Genomic DNA, 18,628 nt, shown 5'->3' on the forward strand with positions numbered 1-18,628 from the left:
AGCTCACGCACCTGAGAACGAGAAAGAGCCCCACCGTGGCTTCGTCCCCCTCCTCCGCCCCGCCCTCCCGACCCGGCCGCCCCGCCCGCGTCGTCGTCCTGGTCTCCGGCTCCGGCACGAACCTGCAGGCGCTGCTGGACGCCATCGCCGAGCAGGGCTCCGCGGCCTACGGCGTCGAGATCGTGGCCGTCGGCGCCGACCGCACCGCCATCGCGGGCCTGGAGCGCGCCGAGCGGGCGGGCCTGCCGACCTTCGTCTGCCGGGTCAAGGACCACGACAGCCGGGCCGCCTGGGACGTCGCGCTCACCGAGGCGACCGCCGCGTACCGGCCCGACCTGGTGGTCTCGGCGGGCTTCATGAAGATCCTGGGCAAGGAGTTCCTGGCCCGGTTCGGCGGCCGTACGGTCAACACCCACCCGGCGCTGCTGCCGAGCTTTCCCGGTGCCCATGGCGTACGCGATGCGCTCGCGTACGGCGCGAAGGTCACCGGATGCACCGTCCACTTCGTCGACGACGGTGTCGACACCGGCCCGATCATCGCCCAGCGCGTGGTCGAGGTCCGGGACGAGGACGATGAATCCGCGCTGCATGAGCGCATCAAGGACGTCGAGCGCTCGCTGCTCGTCGAGGTCGTGGGGCGTCTGGCCCGGCACGGCTACCGCATTGAGGGACGAAAGGTACGTATCTCGTGACCGCCACCGAAGCCACTCGGCGCCCCATCCGCCGCGCACTGGTCAGCGTCTACGACAAGTCCGGGCTGGAGGAGCTGGCGCAGGGGCTGCACGCGGCGGGCGTCCAGCTCGTCTCGACCGGCTCCACCGCCGCCAAGATCGCCGCCGCCGGGGTGCCGGTCACCAAGGTCGAGGAGCTCACTGGCTTCCCCGAGTGCCTGGACGGCCGGGTCAAGACCCTGCACCCGAAGGTGCACGCCGGCATCCTGGCCGACCTGCGCCTGGAGGACCACCGCCGGCAGCTGGCCGACCTCGGGGTCGAGCCGTTCGACCTGGTGATCGTGAACCTCTACCCGTTCCGGGAGACCGTCGCCTCCGGCGCCACCCCCGACGAGTGCGTGGAGCAGATCGACATCGGCGGCCCCTCGATGGTCCGCGCCGCCGCCAAGAACCACCCGTCCGTCGCCGTCGTGGTCAACCCGGCCCGCTACGCCGACGTCCTCAAGGCGGTCGCAGACGGCGGCTTCGAGCTCGCCGAGCGCAAGCGGCTGGCGGCTGAGGCCTTCCAGCACACCGCGGCCTACGACGTGGCGGTGGCCTCCTGGTTCGCCGACGACTACGCGGCGGCCGACGACTCCGGCTTCCCCTCGTTCCTCGGCGCCGCCTACACCCGCAAGAACGTCCTGCGCTACGGCGAGAACCCGCACCAGGGCGCCGCGCTCTACGTCACCGGTGAGGGCGGCCTGGCCGAGGCCGAGCAGCTGCACGGCAAGGAGATGTCGTACAACAACTACACGGACACCGACGCCGCGCGCCGGGCCGCGTACGACCACGCCGAGCCCTGTGTGGCGATCATCAAGCACGCCAACCCCTGCGGTGTGGCGGTCGGCGCGGACGTCGCCGAGGCGCACCGCAAGGCGCACGCCTGTGACCCGCTGTCCGCGTTCGGCGGGGTCATCGCGGTCAACCGCCCGGTCTCGGTGGCGATGGCCGAGCAGGTCGCCGAGATCTTCACCGAGGTCATTGTGGCTCCCGGTTACGAGGACGGCGCGGTGGAGATCCTCGCCCGCAAGAAGAACATCCGGGTGCTGCGCTGCCCCGAGGCGCCGTCGAACCCCGTCGAGGTCAAGCCCGTCGACGGCGGTGCGCTGCTCCAGGTCACCGACCGGCTGCAGGCCGAGGGCGACGACCCGGCCAACTGGACGCTGGCCAGCGGGTCGGCGCTGCCCGCCGCGGAGCTGGCCGAGCTGGCCTTCGCCTGGCGGGCCTGCCGCGCGGTGAAGTCCAACGCCATCCTGCTGGCCAAGGACGGTGCGACGGTCGGCGTCGGGATGGGCCAGGTCAACCGCGTGGACTCCGCGAAGCTCGCGGTGGAGCGGGCGGGCGAGGAGCGGGCGCGCGGCTCCTTCGCCGCCTCCGACGCCTTCTTCCCCTTCCCGGACGGCTTCGAGGTGCTGGCCGAGGCCGGCGTCAAGGCCGTGGTCCAGCCCGGTGGTTCGGTCCGTGACGAGCTGGTCGTCGAGGCCGCCGCGAAGGCCGGCGTGACGATGTACTTCACCGGGACCCGGCACTTCTTCCACTGAGCCGTACGCCCGCACGCACACAGGGCCGCACCTCCTCGCGGAGGTGCGGCCCTGTGCCGTTGCGCGGTGCGCCGGTCAGTAACGCGGCCGGTTGAACCAGGCGGTGCTCTCGTCCTTGGAGACGAAGACCATCACCAGGATTCCGAGGACCGTGTGGACCAGGCCGATCGGGAAGGTGAACAGGCTCAGCATGATGTCGGCGACGCCGAAGACGATGGTGGCGACGCGGACGCCGCTGCCGCCGTTGGCGAACTGCGTGCCCAGCGTGATGGCCATCACGGTGAAGATCACGATGATCACGATCACGGCGATCAGCAGGCCCTTGCCGACGTTCATCGCGGTGATGCTGTCCGGGGCGGCGTACGGCGAGGCGTCGTGCGAGGCCTTGCTGACGCCGCCCAGGCCCGCCACGGCGAGGACCAGGCCGATGAGGTTGAGGCCGGCGAGCACGAACAGCAGCACGCGGGCGGCCTTGACCCCGCCCGGCATCACCATCGGGTACGGCTGCTGCACACCGGGCGTCTGACCGCCCGGGTACGGGCCGTAGGGCTGCTGCTGCGGGACGCCTTGCTGGGGGAAGCCATAGCCGGGCTGCTGGCCCTGCTGCTGACCGTAAGGGTTCTGGTGGGGGTAACTCACGAGCGGTGTCCTTCAAGCGAGTTGAACGGAGCCGCGAAGGCCCCGATCGCGCAGGTGCGAGGGGGCCTTCGGGGAGTGGAGTACAGCGGGCCGGGCGTCGCCCCGCTCCGCGTCACTGGGACTTGACGACCACCGTGCCGACGATCTTGTCCGCGAAGGTCTGGGACTTCTCGTCCCACAGCGGCCACAGGTAGCCCAGGCCGCAGAACCCGTCGAGGATGTGGCACAGCTTGCGCACGAAGGCCATACCGAAGCCGATGGGCTGGCCGGTCGTCTCCCTGACCAGGCGGATGCTCATGGCCTTCTTGCCCGGGGTCTGACCGGTGCTGCCCTCCTTGATGAGGACGAAGATGCCGGCGGCGCAGCCGATCAGGACGGCGAGCACGGTCATCACGATGGTGCCGGCCGGGGTGCTGGCCTCCGACGCCTTGTGGTAGGCGTCGGTGATGCACTGCACGTCGCCGGGCGGGCAGGACGAGGTGTCCGGCGTGGTGGTCGTGCTGGCGGACATCGCCGCGGCCACGAAGTAGAGGATCGTCGGGACCAGGCCCACGATCAGGTAGTCAATGAGGTACGCGCCGACACGTGCACCCCAGCTCGCGTAGCCGGTGGGCATGCCCATGCCCATGCCCGCCATGGGCTGGCCGTAGGGGGTGGCCGCCTGCTGCGGGTAGCCGCCGTAGGCCTGCTGCTGCGGGACGCCCTGCTGGGGGTAGCCGTACGGCTGCTGCGGAGCCTGCGGGGCCTGCTGCGGGTAGCCGTAGCCGGGCTGGCCCTGCGGCGGGACCGGGGGCTGCTGGCCGTAGGCGCCCTGCGGGGGCTGGCCGTAAGGGGCCTGCGGCTGCTGGCCGTACGGGTTGTTCGGATCACCGAAGCTCATCTGCTGTTTTCCTCCGTTGGGTCACTGCGGACACGCGGCGTGACGCGGAGGAAAAACAGGAATCACTGGCCACCCCCCGACGAAGCCTGCGGCACTGCACGACAATCCTTCTAGTTGCGCATTCGGTCTGTCCAGTCAAGGTCTCTGCCCGTTGTGCAAGTGCAATGATCAATTCCGGCCAGTGCGGCCGTAAAGAGCCCTGATTGGAACGTGGCCGCCCCCATCCGGGAGGATGGTGGGTATGACTGCCCAGATTCTGGATGGCAAGGCCACCGCAGCCGCTATCAAGTCCGAGCTCGCCGCCCGCGTCGAGGCCCTGAAGGCCAAGGGCGTGCAGCCCGGTCTGGGCACCCTCCTGGTCGGCGACGACCCGGGAAGCCGCTGGTACGTCAACGGCAAGCACCGCGACTGCGCCCAGGTCGGCATCGCGTCGATCCAGCGGGAGCTGCCGGAGACCGCCACCCAGGAGGAGATCGAGGCGGTCGTCCGCGAACTCAACGAGGACCCGGCCTGCACCGGCTACATCGTCCAACTGCCGCTCCCCAAGGGCATCGACGCCAACCGGGTGCTGGAGCTGATGGATCCGGCCAAGGACGCCGACGGGCTGCACCCGATGAGCCTGGGCCGGCTGGTGCTGGGCATCGACGGCCCGCTGCCGTGCACCCCCTACGGCATCGTCCAGCTGCTGCGGCGGCACGACGTCGAGATCAAGGGCGCCCACGTGGTGGTGGTCGGCCGCGGCATCACCATCGGGCGGCCGATGCCGCTGGTGCTGACCCGCAAGTCGGAGAACGCCACGGTCACCCAGTGCCACACCGGCACCCGCGACCTGTCCGCGCACCTCAAGCAGGCCGACATCATCGTCGCCGCCGCCGGTGTCCCGCACATCATCAAGCCCGAGGACGTCAAGCCGGGCGCGGCCGTCCTGGACGTCGGCGTCAGCCGGGACGAGGCGGGCAAGATCGTCGGCGATGTGCACCCGGGCGTCGCCGAGGTGGCCGGCTGGGTCGCCCCGAACCCCGGCGGTGTCGGCCCGATGACCCGCGCCCAGCTGCTGGTCAACGTCGTCGAGGCGGCCGAGCGCGCGGCCGGCTGAGCCCGCGCGCCGGACCTGAGATCCTGGCCGTGGTGCCACCCGCACCCACCGACCGACAGATGCCACCCGGACCCCGGAAGGAACCGCCCGCCATGGCTGCCGAAGCGCATTCGGAGGGGGCCTCCGAGCCGCAGCGCACCTCGCGCCGCTTCCCCACGCTGACCCGCGACACCGCCCGCCCGGAGGGCGGCGGCCGGGCCGCCGCGGGCGGCTACCCCGCACCCGCCCGGCAGTGGCCGCTGCTCACGGTCATGGCCGGGGTCGGGTTCGGGCTGCTGCTGGTCGCGTTCGATGCCTTCCGCATCGGCTCGATCGTGATCGGGCTCGCCCTGCTGGCGGGGGCGGTGCTGCGGTGGGCGCTGCCGTCGGTGGGGATGCTCGCCGTGCGCTCCCGCTTCACCGACATGCTGATCTACGGGCTGCTGGGCTTCGTGATCGTGATGCTGGCCATGATGGTGCAGCCCCGGCCGTGGATCCACATCCCGTTCCTCGACGACATCGTGCACTTCACCGTCCGTTAGCCGGGGGCCCGGGGGCCCGGGGGCGCTCCTGCCCTCCCCGGGCCGGTCCTCCACCCACCCCGGGCCGTTCTCCCCCTCAGGCTGCCCCCTCTGCCCCTGCCCCCTGCAGGCCCCTGCCCCCCCTGCACGCCCCTGTCGCTGTCGTCAGGCGCGCGTTGCAGGCGGCAGTGCGGGGTGAGCCGCGTCGCATGGTGGTGCGGCACCGGCCGTGCGCCACTGCGGGTGCGCCTGCCGCCGTCCGTGACCGGCGGGGCAGGGTGCGACGACCTCGACTCCGACCTGCGGAGATGCCCGCCGTCCCGGCGCCGCTCCGGGACGGCGAGGGGCGCCGCAGGCATGTCCGGATACCGTCCGGAAACAGTAAAAGGGGGAATCGGAGGTCGGGTCCGCGCCATCATCGGCGGCACAGGGGGCTCGTGCCTCGGGGGAGAACGAACGCGTATGGGGTGGAACATGTCGCGTTGGAGAGGGCTGCCCGAATCGCTCGACCAGCGGGTGCGGCAGCTCGTCGTACAGCTGCGGAGACTCAAGGACCACAGCGGGCTGAGCCTGGCCTCGCTCGCCGCCAAGACCGCGTACAGCAAGTCGTCCTGGGAGCGCTACCTCAACGGCAAGAAGCTGCCGCCGCGCGACGCGGTGGAGGCCCTGGCGCGGGTCTGCGGCGCCGATCCGACCCGGCTGCTGGCGCTGCACGAGGTCGCGGCGCAGGCGTGGGAGACGGAGCGGCCGGCGCCGGCGGCAGGCCCGGCGGCCAGCCCGGTGACGTCGGCCGGGGACGGTCCGTCGGCTGAAGACGGTCCGGCGTCCGGGGGCGGCCCGTCGGCCGGTCCGCCGGCCGGTCCGGTGCCCGCGCCGGAAGTGGCGCCCGCGCCGGAGGCGGCGCCCGCACCGGGCGGGCGCACCGCGGCCCGCCCGCGCACCGGACCCCTGGTCGCCCTGGGGGCGCTGGCCGTGCTGGCGGTGGCCGTCGCCGTGCTGCTGACCGTCCGCCCCTGGCAGCACCAGGCCGCCCCCGCCCGCGGGACCGGCGCCGCGACGGGCACCCAACTGCCCGCGGCCGTCCCGAGCTTCACCCACCGGGTGGGGGAGACCTTCGCCTGCCGGGTGCGGCGCACCGCGCACGGGCTGTACGCCGGGCGCAGCCGTACCGCCACCGCGATCGTGGGCAGCGGCTCCATCGGCTGGGACGTCGTGGAGGCGCAGTGCCTGCTGCACCATCGGGGGTACGACCCCGGCCCGGTGGACGGCGTCGCCGGTGAGAACACCCGGCGCGCGGTCAAGCGCCTGCAGGCCGGCGCGGGGCTGCCCACGGACGGGGTCGTGGGGCCCGACACCTGGAAGGCGCTGCGCCGGTGAGCGACGGCAGTGAGCTGCGTGCGGGGGTCGAGAGCGCCCGACTGGCGTCCGGGATGCGGGAGTTGAGGGGGCGTACGGGGCTGAGCCTGGCCGCGCTGGCGGAGCGCACGCCGTACAGCAAGTCGTCCTGGGAGCGCTATCTCAACGGCAAGAACCTGCCGCCCAGGGACGCGGTCGGGGCGCTGTGCCGGCTGGCGGGCGAACCGGCCGGGCGGTTGACGGCGTTGTGGGAGCTGGCGGACGCGGCCTGGAGCGGACGGGCCGCGCCCTCCGCCGGGCCCGGCCCCGCGCCGGAGGCACCGGCCGGGCGGGGGTCCGGCGAGCAGGAGTCGACGGGGCGACGGTCTGCCGGGCCGCGATCCACCGGGCCGGAGCCGGCCGTGGCGGAGCAGGCGGCGGCGGAGCAGGTCGTGGCGGAGCGGGTGGCGGCGGAGCCGGCGGGGGCGGGGCGGGCTGTGCGGCTGCCTCGGGCGTGGGTGCCGGTGGCGGCCGCGGCCTGCGCCGGCGGGCTGGCGGTGGTGGTCGCCCTGGCCTTCTGGGCGGACCGGGAGCGGGGCGACGGCCCGGCCGGGCGGGCCGCCCCCGCCCCGTCGGTGGTGACCGGCTGCCGGGGTGCGGCGTGCGACGGCAAGGACCCGCAGTCGATCTTCTGCGGCGGCGAGGGCCTGGTGGACACGGTGCTGGAGCGCACCGCGGCCGGGGGACGGCACCTCCAGGTCCGTTACGGCACGGCGTGCGGCGCGGCCTGGGGGCGGCTGAGCAACGGGCGGGTCGGCGACCGGATCGAGGTGTCGGTGCCGGGGGCCCGGCCGCGTTCGGTACGGGTGCGGGACCGCTTCGACGTCGAGGGATACCTGGTCACCCCCATGGCGGCGGCCCGTGGACCGCGTGGCATCCGGCTGTGCCTCTTTCCGGCGGGCGGCGCGGAACGGGAGTGCTTCTCCCGGTAGCGGGGGGGGGAGGGCGTCGTAGGGGACGGTGTGCCGTGGCCGGGGGTGCCGCGGCGGGATGCCGTGACGGGTGGGGCGGTGCGGCGCTGGGGTGCCGTGGGATGTGTGGTGGCGCGGGGTGTGGCGGCCCGTCAGGAGGTCGCACATCCTGGAGCAGTTCGGTCTGTTCTTGTCGGAATACATACGGAAGTCGTCGATACCGAGCGGTAACTGACAGACTGCCGTGGGCCACGAGGCGCGTATGGGTGTGCGAGATGCGCCCCGCTTGCTCCCGTGCGCCCAACGCAAGGGGAACGATTCCTGACCAGGACGCGCCCCTTGGGCAAGCAAGGAAGGGCGTGCGGACCGGGGGAAGCCGCACGTCGGGTACGTGGGGTGAGGGGGAGGCCATGCCTCGCTGGAAGGCGCTTCCGGAGGAACTCGATTCGGAAGTAAGGGAGTTCGCGGAACGACTGCGCGGACTCGTCGACCGCAGCGGGCTGAGCGTGGCCGCCGTTGCGGACCGTACGAACTTCTCCAAGACGTCGTGGGAGCGCTTCCTCAACGGCCGGTTGCTGCCTCCGCAGCGCGCGGTGATCGCGCTCGCCAAGGTCACCGACGCCCACGCCGGCCACCTGATCACCCTGTGGGAGCTGGCCGAACGCGCCTGGAGCCGGTCGGAGATGCGGCACGACGTCACGATGGAGGCGATCCGGGTCGCCCAGGCACGGACCGCGCTTAGCGAGTGGGAGGCGGCGGGGAACGCACCGGCGGGGTCCGCGAAGACCAAGACCGCCAAGAACGCTGAGAAGCCCAAGACCACCAAGAACGCCAAGAACGCCGAGAAGGTCAAGACCGCCCATAACGCCACGGTGGCCGCGCAGTCCGCCGGGAGCGCGCCGTCCTGGGCGGGGGCGCAGGCCGTGGATCTGCCGGGTGCGGACCGTACGGGGCCGGTGCCGGGGATCCCGCCGGTGCCGCGGCAGCGGAGCGGGGAGGCGGTGTCGGTCGACGGGGCATCCGTATCCGGCGCGTCCGGGGCCGCGGCCACGGCGGCGGACGCCCCGGAGTCCGCGGAACGGCAGGTCCGGCGGCGCCGGGCGGTCATGGTCGGGGCCGGTGCGGTTGGCGCGGTGCTGGTCGCGGTCACCGCCGTCCTCCTGCTGAATCCGGCCACTCACAGCGCCAAGAAGGCCACGGCGGCGGCGCCGCGGGCGGCGGCGGCACCGCGCGAGCAGTCGGCGCTGCCGCAGCGGCCGGCGGGGGTGCGGTGCAGCGGTGCCGACTGCACGGGCAAGGACCCCGAGGCGATGGGGTGTGGCGGGGCGCGGGCCAGCAGTCCGTCCCGTAGGACGGTGGGCCGCGCGCTGATCGAGATCCGTTACAGCCCGGTCTGCCGCGCGGCCTGGGCGCGGATCAGCGGTGCCGCGCCCGGCGACCGGGCGACGATCAGCGCGGACGGCAGCAGCCGCTCGGCGCGGGTCGAGCGGAACGGCGCGGCGTACACCGCGATGGTCAAGGTGGCGGGCGGCCCGGCGACCATCACGGCCTGCGGGGCGACCGCGGCCGGCGTCCAGGGCTGCGCCCGGCCGACGGCCGGCTGACGGCCGGCTGGTGCCGGTGCGGTGGGCGGCCCGCCCACCGCTGGCCGGGAATCGCCCCCCGCGGAAGAGTTCCGAGAATCGGGGGGCATGCCCCCCGGCATCCCGGGCATGCGCCCTGTATCCCCCCACGGGTGTGGCACAACCCGGCGGCCGCCCGCATCCCCCCTCCATCGAGCGGGCGGCCGCCGAAGCCCGTGGCGCGAACGACGGTGCACCGGTACACCCGGTGAGGTGTCCCACACCGGCCCGTCACCTGCCGCCGGCGGGGGTCCGATAGCCTGACGACCGGGTCTCTCGATACCAAGAGACCTCATAGCTGGGCAGGGACACCCACCGCCACCCATGGTGGTCCAGGGGCTTGCCCCCGGAAAACACCGCGCAGGAGATCGCCATGACCCGCACTCCCGTCAACGTCACCGTGACCGGCGCCGCCGGCCAGATCGGTTACGCACTCCTCTTCCGCATCGCTTCCGGTCATCTGCTCGGCGCGGACGTGCCGGTCAAGCTGCGCCTCCTGGAGATCCCGCAGGGCCTGAAGGCCGCCGAGGGCACCGCGATGGAGCTCGACGACTGCGCCTTCCCGCTGCTGCAGGGCATCGAGATCACCGACGACCCGAACGTGGCCTTCGACGGCGCGAACGTCGCCCTGCTCGTCGGCGCCCGCCCCCGTACCAAGGGCATGGAGCGCGGCGACCTGCTGGAGGCCAACGGCGGCATCTTTAAGCCGCAGGGCAAGGCCATCAACGACCACGCCGCGGACGACATCAAGGTCCTGGTCGTCGGCAACCCGGCCAACACCAACGCGCTGATCGCGCAGGCCGCCGCGCCGGACGTACCGGCGGAGCGCTTCACCGCGATGACCCGTCTGGACCACAACCGTGCGCTCTCGCAGCTCTCGAAGAAGACCGGCACCCCGGTCTCCGAGCTGCGCAAGCTGACGATCTGGGGCAACCACTCCGCGACCCAGTACCCGGACATCTTCCACGCCGAGGTCGCCGGCAAGAACGCCGCCGAGGTCGTCAACGACCAGAAGTGGCTGGCCGAGGACTTCATCCCGACCGTCGCCAAGCGCGGTGCGGCGATCATCGAGGCCCGTGGCGCGTCCTCCGCGGCCTCCGCCGCCAACGCCGCCATCGACCACGTGCACACCTGGGTCAACGGCACCGCCGACGGCGACTGGACCTCGATGGGCATCCCCTCGGACGGCTCCTACGGCGTCCCGGAGGGTCTGATCTCCTCCTTCCCCGTCACCACCAAGGACGGCAAGTACGAGATCGTCCAGGGCCTGGAGATCAACGAGTTCTCGCGTGCGCGCATCGACGCGTCCGTCCAGGAGCTGGCGGAGGAGCGCGACGCGGTCCGCGCCCTCGGCCTCCTCGGCTGACCCACCGCCGCGGCCGCCCCTCCCGGGCGGCACCGCAGCACCTACGAGCCCGTACGGCCTGCAAGGGTCGTGCGGGCTCGGTCGTGCGGGCCCGGCCGGGAGCCCGTCACCCGTGACCTAAGTCCGCCTCCTGAGCGCCGTCCGCCACGGGCAGGCGCGCGCCCCGGCTGTCGGCGACGCGCAGCACATTGCCGAAGGCCTGCGTGGTCGCCCGCAGCGCCAGCCGCAGCGCGTGTTCCCCCGCCTTGCCGTCGTCCAACACGGCCACCGCGCCCCTGAGCACATCGGCACCGTCACACAGCTGCTCCGCCTCGATCTCGTCCGCCAACCGCGACAGCACACCCCCGGTCCCGTCGGCCGACAAGAAGCACGGCTTCCCGCCTTCGCCCTCCCACGGCAACAGGCGCAGCCCCGGCACGGGCGCGAGGGCGGCATCCCGGTCGTAACTCATGCTCAGTGACTCCCAGAGGTTGGTTGCGCAAGAAGGCGGCGCAGTCGGCCGAACGACCCATTACGTTGGGTGTGTTCAGCGTTGCGCCGAGTAGTGCGGGTCGCAACGTGTGACGCGTGACACTCACCTTCTGGCACCAAGGGGGATGCGGTGAGCCGACGACGACGCAATGCAGAGAGTGGACCGGCAGCCACCAACGCCGCCGTGTTCGGGGAGGTGCTGCGGCACTTCCGGGAGGCGGCGGGCCTCACGCAGGAGGGCCTGTCGAACAAGATCCCGTGCGACCGCTCGCAGGTGGCCCGCGTGGAGGCGGGCACCCGCGTGCCACAGGACACCTTCGCCAAGCAGTGCGACGAGCTGCTGGGGACGGGGGGAGTGCTGCTGCGGTTGTGGGGGCGGATCGACTGGTATCCGGAGGTGCAACACCCGGACTGGTTCGAGCGGCGGGCGAGGATGGATGCCGAGGCGGTCGCCTTGCGGGAGTATCAAGAGCGAGTCATTCCCGGACTGTTGCAGGCGCCAGGCTACGCGCACGGGTTGTTCTCTCAGGTCTTGAGCGGTGCCGCAGTGGAGGAGCGCGTCCGGGCTCGACTGAGCCGCCAGCCACGCTTTCTGGCAGACAACGGTCCGCTGTACGTCGCGGTTCTGGACGAGAGCTGTCTGCGCAATGCGGTGGGGAGCCCGGAAGTCATGCGTGACCAGTGCGCGCATCTGTTGAGTGTCGGCCAGCACGCCAACATCCGCATCCAAGTGGCCCCAGCGGGCCTCTTCGGGCTGGTTCGCCCCAGGGGTTCCATGTCGCTGATCGAACTGCCCAAGGGGCGGTGGGTGTACTCGGAGTCGCTGGACAGTGGCTACTTCAACAACGATCCGGAAGTCTATGTACGCCACAGCCAGACCTATGATGTGCTCAGGGCGGACGCTCTGTCAGCCCGGGAGTCCGCCGCTCTGATCAGCGACGTGATGGAGGAGTACGAGCATCATGGACAGGTTCGAACTCGGCGCGGCGACCTGGATCAAGAGCAGCTACAGCGACAACAACGGCGGCAACTGCATCGAGGTAGCGCTCACCTGGATGAAGAGCAGCTACAGCGATCGCGACGGCGGCAACTGCATCGAAGTAGCCCCCGGTATCCCCGACGCCGTCCCCGTCCGTGACAGCAAGGACCCGCATGGGCCCGTGCTGGTCTTCCCGACGGGCGGCTGGTCGTCGTTCGTCGCGGCGCTCAAGAGCGGGGAGTTCCCCGCGGCCGTCTGACCTCCGCGGGGAAGACGCGCAGCCGTGTCACGCGTCGACGTGGGGGGCCACTTCCGGCAGCTCGCTGCCGTCCGCAACGGGGGTAGCGACTTGGCTGGCCAACAGGCGCAGCCCGTCGGCCGAGGCGGCGTCATTGGGGGTGTAGGCCTCAAGCCGGTGGCCGGGGCTCTCAGGCTGAAGCCACACCTGGTAGTCGATGTTGAGCGCTCCGACGGTGGGGTGTTGCACGAGCATGGTGCCCACGGTGCAGTCCGCGACGTCGCCTGCGGCCCATAGCTCAGCGAAGTCGTCGCTGCGCATGGCGAGTTCACCGATCAGTTCGGCCAGTCGCGCATCGGTGGGGTAACGGCCCGCGGTCAGACGCAGGTAGGCGACATGATTTTGGGCGAGTTCTGCCCAGTTTCGGAAGAGGTCGCGGGTAAGGGGGTCCAGGAAGAACATCCGGGGGATGGACGGCCGTCGCGCGAGGTGGTGGGGGGCGTCGAAGTCGACGTGTTCGGCGACGAGGGCGTGTCCGGTGCGGTTCCAGGCCAATACGTCGCCGCGGCGGCCGAGTATGACGGCCGGTGTGCTCTCGCCCAGGGACGCCAACAGCGCCAGTACTCGTGGGTGTGGTGTTTCGGGGCCGGGCCGGACGAGGCGGGGTGTGGCGGGCTGGTGGGCGAGGTTGTGCAGGTGGGCCGTCTCGGCCGGATCGAGCTGGAGGACCCGGGCGAGCGCGTTGAGGACCTGCTGGGAGGCGGTGCCGGCCTGGTCCTGTTCCAACCTGACGTAGTACCCGGCGCTCACGCCTGCGAGTTGGGCCAGCTCCTCGCGACGCAGACCCGGTACGCGGCGGGTGGTGCCGTAGGTGCGCAGTCCGGCGTCGGCGGGCGTGATCCGGTCCCGGCGGGTCTTGAGATACGTCCCCAGGCTCTCCAGCTCCATGACCTTCAGCGTAGGCGGCGCGGGTCTGTTCAAGGTGTCCCTGTGAGGTGTACCCATGGCGTGGGTCTGGTCGCCGAGCGGGTGGCGCTGCACGGTCGACGGCATGAACGGACAGCGTGTAGTTCACCGGCCCGGTCTTCGGGTGTGGCTCGGCCTGTTGGTGATCCTCGGACCGGTGTTGCTGGTGGCGATGGACGGCTCGGTGCTGTTCTTGGCGATGCCCAAGGTCACCGAGGCCCTCTCGCCGACCGCCGATCAGGCCCTGTGGATCCTGGACGTTTACGGATTCGCGGTCGGGTCCTTGCTCATCTCGTTCGGCAGCATCGGTGACCGCTACGGCCGGCTGAAGCTGCTGATGATCGGCGCGGCGGCGTTCGGCATCGGCTCGGCGGGAGCGTCGTTCGCGACCAGCCCGGAACTACTGATCGCCTTCCGCGCGCTGATGGGCGTGGCCGGTGCCACTCTGCTGCCGTCGGTGCTGGCGGTACTCAGCGAACTGTTCACCGACCCACACCGGCGAGCAAGGGCGATCGGGATCTTCGCAGCCACCTTCGCCGCAGGGTTCGCCCTCGGGCCGGTCGTCGGCGGGCAACTGCTGAGCCGGTTCTGGTGGGGATCGGTCTTCCTCGTCAATCTGCCCGTCGTTGTGCTGTTCCTGGTTCTGGCCCCGGTGCTGCTCCGCGAAGTGCGTGCCCCCCGGGCCGGCCACGTCGACGCCTGGAGCGTCCTGCTCTCCGCTGTGGGCCTGCTGCTGACCGTCTACGCGGTCAAGCACGCCGCCACAGAGGGGCTGACGGCCACCTCAGCCGGCGCGGGAATCGCCGGCATCGTCATCCTGGGCTGGTTCGCTCGGCGGCAAGGCCGCCTCCGGTATCCGCTGATTGACTTCGGCCTGTTCCGCGACCGGGTGTTCACGATCGCGATCATCACCGGGCTTCTTCCGCTGATGGCGTGGTCGGCTGCCGCCTACCTCGGTGGCAGCTACCTCCAGTCGGTGCTTGGACTGTCCGTCCTGGACGCGGCTCTCCTCGCCCTGCCTGGCGCCGCCGTCCTCACTGTCACCTGCATCGTCACTCCGGCGCTGGTCGGGCGCATCGGCAAGCGGGCGGCGCTCCTCACCTGCCACTTCTGCGTCGCCATCGGGCTGCTCCTGCTGGTGCCCACCAGCGTCTCCGGTGGCATCGTCTGGTACGTCGTCTCGACCGTCGTCGCCGGGCTCGGCTACGGCATCTCGTTCAGCGTGGTGGCCGATACCGCCGTCGCCGCCGTGCCCACGGAACGTGCCGGGTCCGCGGCCGCGCTCGCCGAAACCAGCAACGAGATCGGCAACGCCCTCGGCATCGCGCTCCTCGGCTCGCTCGCCGCCCTGCTCTTCCGTATCCAGGGACCGGACATCGCCGACACCCTCAGCGGGACACTCCAGATCCCCGGCCTGGCACCCGAGGTGATCAGTGACGCGAAGACCGCATTCGTCACCGGCCTGCATGTCGCCGCCATAGTCGCCGGCGTCCTGCACGGCACACTCGGCTTCCTCGCCCTGCGCTGGATGCCGAAGACCCTCCCCAGCACAGCCGATGACGGTGCGGAGCCCCTGGCGCAGGACATGGGCGAGAAGGCCCGAGTGTGATGACGGAGACGGCTTCCGTCATGTGCTGAGGCGGGGTGGAGGTCGAGGAACGTCCTGACAACGAACCCACCACATGCGAGAGCGCCTGGCACTGATGGTTTTCCGCAGCCCGCGTGGCGACCTTGTGTTATCCCGCTGACACGGAACGCTCCGCTCCCCTATGCTGCGGCTTCTGTACCGCCGTGGCCGGAACCGCAGCTCATCCGCCCAACAGGCCCGCGGCGATGGTTCGTTGGTGTTGCTATGGGGGAAGCCGATGACTCGGACGGATGTGCCTGCCCAGCCTGGCGACCCGGACGGCCCACAGCGGTTACGGAAGCCGGACGGCGTTGTCCCGCCCCCGCCGCAGCTCCCGCCGACCCCGCCGGGTGCCAGCGAGGCCACCCGGCTGCTGTGCGCCGGCACGTACCTGGACGACGCCTTCCGTGACGCGGTCATCGACGAGCTGTACGTCCACGAGGAGCGGTTCGCCGCGCCCTCCCTGGGCATCGACGCCGCCCGGGTGCTGGCCCACGCGCTGCGCGCCCGGCGGCTCCAGCTCGGCTGGGCGGCGGCGATCCTGCTGCTGTGGCTCGTGGCCCTCCCGCTGTCGGCCGGACTCGCGGCGCTCTATGCGTTCCCCGTTGTCCTCATGGCGGTGGCCCGCGTCGTCCGCAGGTCACCGGTCCTGCCGGGGCCGGCCCGCATCCTCTCCTTCGTACTGCGCTGGTACGGCCGGCTGACGCTGGCCTTCTTCTACGTGTCGCTGCTGGTGGCGGCGTTCGCCGGCGGGATCGGCCTGCTGGGCGCGCGGTCGCCGTTCGTCACGCTGCTGCCGGAACTGCTGGGCTCCCTGACGGGTGGTTCCACGGGGGGCTACGGCTACGACAGCGGCTTCGGGTCCTCGTACGGGGGCGGCGGAGCGGCGGTGGGCATGCTGTTCGGGGTGTGGGTCGCGCTGCTGCTGCCGGTGGCACTGGCCGTATTGGTCGCGCTGCAACGCGGGCAGTTCGCCCGGGTACTGGCGAACGAACTGTCCCGGGAGCGCTTCCCCGACGTCATGTCCGATCCCGCGGAGCGCGCCGACGGCCTCCGCTTCCAGCGGCTGCGGGACCGGGTACGGACCGAACAGCACGGACCGCTGGTGATGTACCGGGCCGCCAACCCGTTCTGCGGGGCCGGCGACCCGTACAAGACCTGGTCGTTGTCGGTGGAGCTGAGCCCCAGGGCGGACCAGGAGGCCGAACCGCTGGACAACGGCGCCATTTTGGCCCGGATCGTGCCGCTGGTGGCGGCGCTGCGGGTGCCGTCCCCGCACGGTTCGCCGGAGTCGGCGGCGGCGGTCCGCGACCGGCTGCGCGCGCTGGAGATCGACGAGTGCGTCTTCCTCCCGGCCGAGGGGCTGCCGACCCGGGCGGCGGCGCCGTACGCCCCGGCGGCGTTCGAGGAGCACCGGGTGGCCGCGGTGGAGGAGGGCGGCGAGACCCGGCGGCACTTCCTGCGCATCCGGGTCGGTGGCTGGAACGAGGGCGTCGTCGTCACGCTGTTCGTCCGGGTGCACACCCAGGGCGGGATGCTGATGCTGGAGGTCGCGCCGCATGTGCTGTGGCCGCTGCGGCAGCGCTTCCAGGACGCTGACCGGCTCGCCCACCAGTACCGTCACCATCACCACTTCGGCAAGGCGGTGTGGGCGCTGGGAAGCACGCCACGCTCCGCCGGTCGCGCACTCGGCACGCTGGCCCGCGGTCTGTTGTCGGCCTGGCGGCTGGCCACCGCGGGGCACGGCGCGGCGCTGCCCGAGGGCCCCGGCGTCTCCGTGCGTGAGCTGGGCTCGTACGGGGAGTCCTCGCTCTTCCAGGACATGGATGTCGCCCGCTATCTGAAGACCGTTCAGCAGCGGGTGGCGGCCGGGGTGACCACGGCGCTGCGCGAGGCCGGCTACCAGACCGACGAGTTCGAGCAGCGGATCGTGCATGTCGCCGAGGGCGGCGTCTACGTCGAGTCCGCCCAGGGCGCCGTCGGCATCGGCGACCACAACACGATCACCCACCACTCCACCCCCCGGCGCGGCGCCGAGAAGAAGGGAAGTGCCCAGCGTGGCAACGGCTGACGAGCGCGGCAACGGCATCCACATCGGCAGCGTCCGGGGTGCCTTCGCCATCGGCGACCACAACACGGTGACCCACTACGAGGGCCAGGCGGCACCGTCGGCGGACCCGGCGCAGGAGGAACTGCTGCGCGCCGTCCGTGCCTTGCGCGACGACCTGTCCCGGGCGGTGGAGAGCCCGCAGATCACGGCCCTGAGCGGGGAACTCGCCGAGACCGAAGCGGAGATCGCGGACAGCGGTGCGGCGGGCCCCGGCCGGCTGGCCCGGCTCCGTGCGGCGCTCGCTGACGCCGGCGCGGTGGTGGGCCTGCTGGCCTCCGGCGCGGCGGTGACCCAGGCGGTCGCGGCCCTGACGGGAGGCTGACGGTGAAGCACGGCGGCCAGCCCCGCTGGAACAACGAGACCCAGCGCTGGGAGGACGGCACCCCACCCCCCGCGCCCTACACGGGCCCGATGCCGCCCCGGCCGACCTTCGCGCCGTCGGCGGGCGGTACGCCGACGGGCGGTACGCCGACGGGCGGGCCGTCGGCGGGCGGGACACCGGCGGGTACCGTCCCCTCGCCCGCCACCGAACTGCGCTTCGCCCCCGACTCCCGCTACGCCCCCTTACCGGCCGACGAGCCCGCAGCCGGCTTCCGACACCGCACGGCGCTGGTCGCCGGTGTGGCGGTGGCCGTGATCGCGGCGGCTGCCGGCGGTGGCTATCTGCTCTGGGGCCACCCCGGCGACGCTCCGGCCGTCGCCCGCCCGGCGGCCCGCACCAAGGCCACCGCCTCGGACCACGCAACCACCACCGCCTCGCCCACCGGTGCCTCGTCCGGTGCCACGGCCGGCACCGGGACCCCCACCCCCCTCTCCACCGAGCTGCCCGACGGCTACCGCCTCGTCCACGACGAGAAGGGCTTCACCCTGGCCGTACCCAGCACCTGGAAGCGCAGCGAACGCCGGACCGGTGTGTTCTACACCGCCCCGGACGACCGCGGACTGTTGCAGATCTTCGAGGTCAGCGAACCGGACACCACCCCGTACGAGGCGTTGGAGACGGCGTCGCGGGGGCTGTCCGGCAACCCCGGCTACCAGGAAATAAGCCTCGAACCACTGGGGTACCCGGGTCCCGGCACCGACGCCACCCAACTGGTCTACGCCTATGACAGCGAGCGTCTCCACGAGCGGGTCAAGGTCGTCGACTGCGCCTTCACCGTCGCCGACGGCCGCCAGTTCGCCGTACTCGTCCTGGGCCCCGAGGCTGACTGGCCGGAGCAGGAGGGGACCCAGCAGAACGTCCTACGGAGCTTCGTTCCCGGCAGCTGAGCGCGCTGCCCGCCGGACACGGGCCCGCGGGGCCGGTCCCTACCCGGGCAGCTCCGTGCGCTCCCACCACTCGTAGACGGGCAGCGGCCCCTCGGCGGTGTGCTTCTGCCGGCTGGTGGCCCGGAAGTGCTCGTAGCCGTTCCGGAACGGGATCTTGAGCTCGGCCCCGGGCGGATCGACCGGCACGATCCGCTCGGGAAGCTCCTCGGGGCCGCCTTCGAGCACCGCTTTCACCGCTGTGTCAGCCATGCCTGCATTCTCGTCCGGCCCACCGCATCCGGCCCGTCCGGTTCGGCAGCGCGGGT

The 18,628-nt window shown here is 72.1% G+C and carries 18 protein-coding genes and 1 pseudogene; 14 read left to right on the forward strand and 5 right to left on the reverse strand.

Annotation, left to right across the window (positions count from 1 at the left end):
• Positions 1 to 35 precede the first annotated feature (35 nt).
• The gene (purN, locus tag AB0G84_RS02000) at positions 36 to 692 is read left to right on the forward strand and encodes a phosphoribosylglycinamide formyltransferase (RefSeq protein ID WP_361314077.1); all 657 of its coding nucleotides are present in this window, start codon (positions 36 to 38) and stop codon (positions 690 to 692) included.
• Positions 689 to 2,254, forward strand: a complete 1,566-nt coding sequence (gene purH, locus AB0G84_RS02005; RefSeq protein WP_361314080.1) for a bifunctional phosphoribosylaminoimidazolecarboxamide formyltransferase/IMP cyclohydrolase — start codon at positions 689 to 691, stop codon at positions 2,252 to 2,254. Before purN ends, purH begins: the two co-directional genes overlap by 4 nt.
• Before the next feature lie 75 nt (positions 2,255 to 2,329).
• Here purH and AB0G84_RS02010 read toward each other — a convergent pair whose 3' ends face one another.
• Both AB0G84_RS02010 and AB0G84_RS02015 read right to left on the reverse strand, forming a co-directional pair.
• Positions 2,330 to 2,893: a hypothetical protein gene (locus AB0G84_RS02010; RefSeq protein WP_361314083.1), complete on the reverse strand. Its 564-nt coding sequence runs from the start codon at positions 2,891 to 2,893 to the stop codon at positions 2,330 to 2,332.
• Positions 2,894 to 3,005: 112 nt separating this feature from the next.
• Positions 3,006 to 3,773: an RDD family protein gene (locus tag AB0G84_RS02015; protein WP_361314086.1), complete on the reverse strand. Its 768-nt coding sequence runs from the start codon at positions 3,771 to 3,773 to the stop codon at positions 3,006 to 3,008.
• Positions 3,774 to 4,014: 241 nt separating this feature from the next.
• On the opposite strand from AB0G84_RS02015, the gene AB0G84_RS02020 reads away from it, so the two are divergent.
• The 6 genes from AB0G84_RS02020 to AB0G84_RS02045 all read left to right on the forward strand — a co-directional run bounded on the left by AB0G84_RS02020 (position 4,015) and on the right by AB0G84_RS02045 (position 10,663).
• Positions 4,015 to 4,869 carry a bifunctional methylenetetrahydrofolate dehydrogenase/methenyltetrahydrofolate cyclohydrolase gene (locus tag AB0G84_RS02020; protein WP_361314088.1) on the forward strand — a complete coding sequence of 285 codons (855 nt, stop codon included), beginning with the start codon at positions 4,015 to 4,017 and terminating at the stop codon, positions 4,867 to 4,869.
• A gap of 92 nt (positions 4,870 to 4,961) precedes the next feature.
• Positions 4,962 to 5,390: a DUF3017 domain-containing protein gene (locus tag AB0G84_RS02025; RefSeq protein WP_361314091.1), complete on the forward strand. Its 429-nt coding sequence runs from the start codon at positions 4,962 to 4,964 to the stop codon at positions 5,388 to 5,390.
• A 453-nt stretch (positions 5,391 to 5,843) separates the two neighbouring features.
• A complete protein-coding gene (locus tag AB0G84_RS02030) occupies positions 5,844 to 6,746 on the forward strand; it encodes a peptidoglycan-binding protein (RefSeq protein WP_361314094.1) in 903 nt (300 codons plus the stop codon).
• Positions 6,743 to 7,696: a DUF2690 domain-containing protein gene (locus AB0G84_RS02035; protein ID WP_361314097.1), complete on the forward strand. Its 954-nt coding sequence runs from the start codon at positions 6,743 to 6,745 to the stop codon at positions 7,694 to 7,696. Before AB0G84_RS02030 ends, AB0G84_RS02035 begins: the two co-directional genes overlap by 4 nt.
• Positions 7,697 to 8,085: 389 nt before the next feature.
• Positions 8,086 to 9,279 carry a DUF2690 domain-containing protein gene (locus AB0G84_RS02040; protein WP_361314100.1) on the forward strand — a complete coding sequence of 398 codons (1,194 nt, stop codon included), beginning with the start codon at positions 8,086 to 8,088 and terminating at the stop codon, positions 9,277 to 9,279.
• Positions 9,280 to 9,670: 391 nt separating this feature from the next.
• Positions 9,671 to 10,663: a malate dehydrogenase gene (locus AB0G84_RS02045; RefSeq protein ID WP_361314103.1), complete on the forward strand. Its 993-nt coding sequence runs from the start codon at positions 9,671 to 9,673 to the stop codon at positions 10,661 to 10,663.
• Between the two features lie 106 nt (positions 10,664 to 10,769).
• On the opposite strand, the gene AB0G84_RS02050 is transcribed toward AB0G84_RS02045, so the two are convergent.
• Positions 10,770 to 11,114, reverse strand: coding sequence for a hypothetical protein (locus AB0G84_RS02050; protein ID WP_361314105.1), 345 nt, complete (start codon positions 11,112 to 11,114; stop codon positions 10,770 to 10,772).
• A gap of 216 nt (positions 11,115 to 11,330) precedes the next feature.
• On the opposite strand from AB0G84_RS02050, the pseudogene AB0G84_RS02055 reads away from it, so the two are divergent.
• Positions 11,331 to 12,059 (forward strand): annotated as a pseudogene (locus AB0G84_RS02055) (helix-turn-helix transcriptional regulator); the annotation flags it as partial.
• Between the two features lie 37 nt (positions 12,060 to 12,096).
• The gene (locus AB0G84_RS02060; protein ID WP_361314108.1) at positions 12,097 to 12,372 is read left to right on the forward strand and encodes a DUF397 domain-containing protein; all 276 of its coding nucleotides are present in this window, start codon (positions 12,097 to 12,099) and stop codon (positions 12,370 to 12,372) included.
• 27 nt (positions 12,373 to 12,399) lie between these two features.
• Here AB0G84_RS02060 and AB0G84_RS02065 read toward each other — a convergent pair whose 3' ends face one another.
• On the reverse strand, positions 12,400 to 13,299 hold the full coding sequence (locus tag AB0G84_RS02065; protein WP_361314110.1) for a helix-turn-helix transcriptional regulator: 900 nt from the start codon (positions 13,297 to 13,299) through the stop codon (positions 12,400 to 12,402).
• Positions 13,300 to 13,402: 103 nt separating this feature from the next.
• On the opposite strand from AB0G84_RS02065, the gene AB0G84_RS02070 reads away from it, so the two are divergent.
• The 4 genes from AB0G84_RS02070 to AB0G84_RS02085 all read left to right on the forward strand — a co-directional run bounded on the left by AB0G84_RS02070 (position 13,403) and on the right by AB0G84_RS02085 (position 18,323).
• Positions 13,403 to 14,926: an MFS transporter gene (locus tag AB0G84_RS02070; protein WP_361314113.1), complete on the forward strand. Its 1,524-nt coding sequence runs from the start codon at positions 13,403 to 13,405 to the stop codon at positions 14,924 to 14,926.
• A 256-nt stretch (positions 14,927 to 15,182) separates the two neighbouring features.
• Positions 15,183 to 17,015 (forward strand): hypothetical protein, encoded by a 1,833-nt coding sequence (locus AB0G84_RS02075; RefSeq protein ID WP_361314116.1) that lies wholly within the window; start codon positions 15,183 to 15,185, stop codon positions 17,013 to 17,015.
• On the forward strand, positions 17,002 to 17,376 hold the full coding sequence (locus AB0G84_RS02080) for a hypothetical protein (RefSeq protein ID WP_361314118.1): 375 nt from the start codon (positions 17,002 to 17,004) through the stop codon (positions 17,374 to 17,376). Before AB0G84_RS02075 ends, AB0G84_RS02080 begins: the two co-directional genes overlap by 14 nt.
• Before the next feature lie 2 nt (positions 17,377 to 17,378).
• The gene (locus AB0G84_RS02085) at positions 17,379 to 18,323 is read left to right on the forward strand and encodes a hypothetical protein (RefSeq protein WP_361314121.1); all 945 of its coding nucleotides are present in this window, start codon (positions 17,379 to 17,381) and stop codon (positions 18,321 to 18,323) included.
• A gap of 39 nt (positions 18,324 to 18,362) precedes the next feature.
• Here the strand turns inward: AB0G84_RS02085 and AB0G84_RS02090 are convergent, their stop codons facing one another.
• Positions 18,363 to 18,572, reverse strand: coding sequence for a DUF5988 family protein (locus AB0G84_RS02090; RefSeq protein ID WP_361314123.1), 210 nt, complete (start codon positions 18,570 to 18,572; stop codon positions 18,363 to 18,365).
• Positions 18,573 to 18,628: the final 56 nt, after the last annotated feature.

Origin of the sequence: Streptomyces sp. NPDC020742 (assembly GCF_040641675.1) — a bacterium.
GTDB lineage: Bacteria > Actinomycetota > Actinomycetes > Streptomycetales > Streptomycetaceae > Streptomyces.

What these genes read in the sequence shown, in the direction of transcription:
- AB0G84_RS02015 (WP_361314086.1), bottom strand. Translation starts at nt 3,773, where the DNA reads ATGAGCTTCGGTGATCCGAACAACCCGTACGGCCAGCAGCCGCAGGCC.
- AB0G84_RS02020 (WP_361314088.1), top strand. Translation starts at nt 4,015, where the DNA reads ATGACTGCCCAGATTCTGGATGGCAAGGCCACCGCAGCCGCTATCAAG.
- AB0G84_RS02025 (WP_361314091.1), top strand. Translation starts at nt 4,962, where the DNA reads ATGGCTGCCGAAGCGCATTCGGAGGGGGCCTCCGAGCCGCAGCGCACC.
- AB0G84_RS02030 (WP_361314094.1), top strand. Translation starts at nt 5,844, where the DNA reads ATGTCGCGTTGGAGAGGGCTGCCCGAATCGCTCGACCAGCGGGTGCGG.
- AB0G84_RS02040 (WP_361314100.1), top strand. Translation starts at nt 8,086, where the DNA reads ATGCCTCGCTGGAAGGCGCTTCCGGAGGAACTCGATTCGGAAGTAAGG.
- AB0G84_RS02045 (WP_361314103.1), top strand. Translation starts at nt 9,671, where the DNA reads ATGACCCGCACTCCCGTCAACGTCACCGTGACCGGCGCCGCCGGCCAG.
- AB0G84_RS02050 (WP_361314105.1), bottom strand. Translation starts at nt 11,114, where the DNA reads ATGAGTTACGACCGGGATGCCGCCCTCGCGCCCGTGCCGGGGCTGCGC.
- AB0G84_RS02060 (WP_361314108.1), top strand. Translation starts at nt 12,097, where the DNA reads ATGGACAGGTTCGAACTCGGCGCGGCGACCTGGATCAAGAGCAGCTAC.
- AB0G84_RS02065 (WP_361314110.1), bottom strand. Translation starts at nt 13,299, where the DNA reads ATGGAGCTGGAGAGCCTGGGGACGTATCTCAAGACCCGCCGGGACCGG.
- AB0G84_RS02070 (WP_361314113.1), top strand. Translation starts at nt 13,403, where the DNA reads ATGAACGGACAGCGTGTAGTTCACCGGCCCGGTCTTCGGGTGTGGCTC.
- AB0G84_RS02075 (WP_361314116.1), top strand. Translation starts at nt 15,183, where the DNA reads ATGACTCGGACGGATGTGCCTGCCCAGCCTGGCGACCCGGACGGCCCA.
- AB0G84_RS02090 (WP_361314123.1), bottom strand. Translation starts at nt 18,572, where the DNA reads ATGGCTGACACAGCGGTGAAAGCGGTGCTCGAAGGCGGCCCCGAGGAG.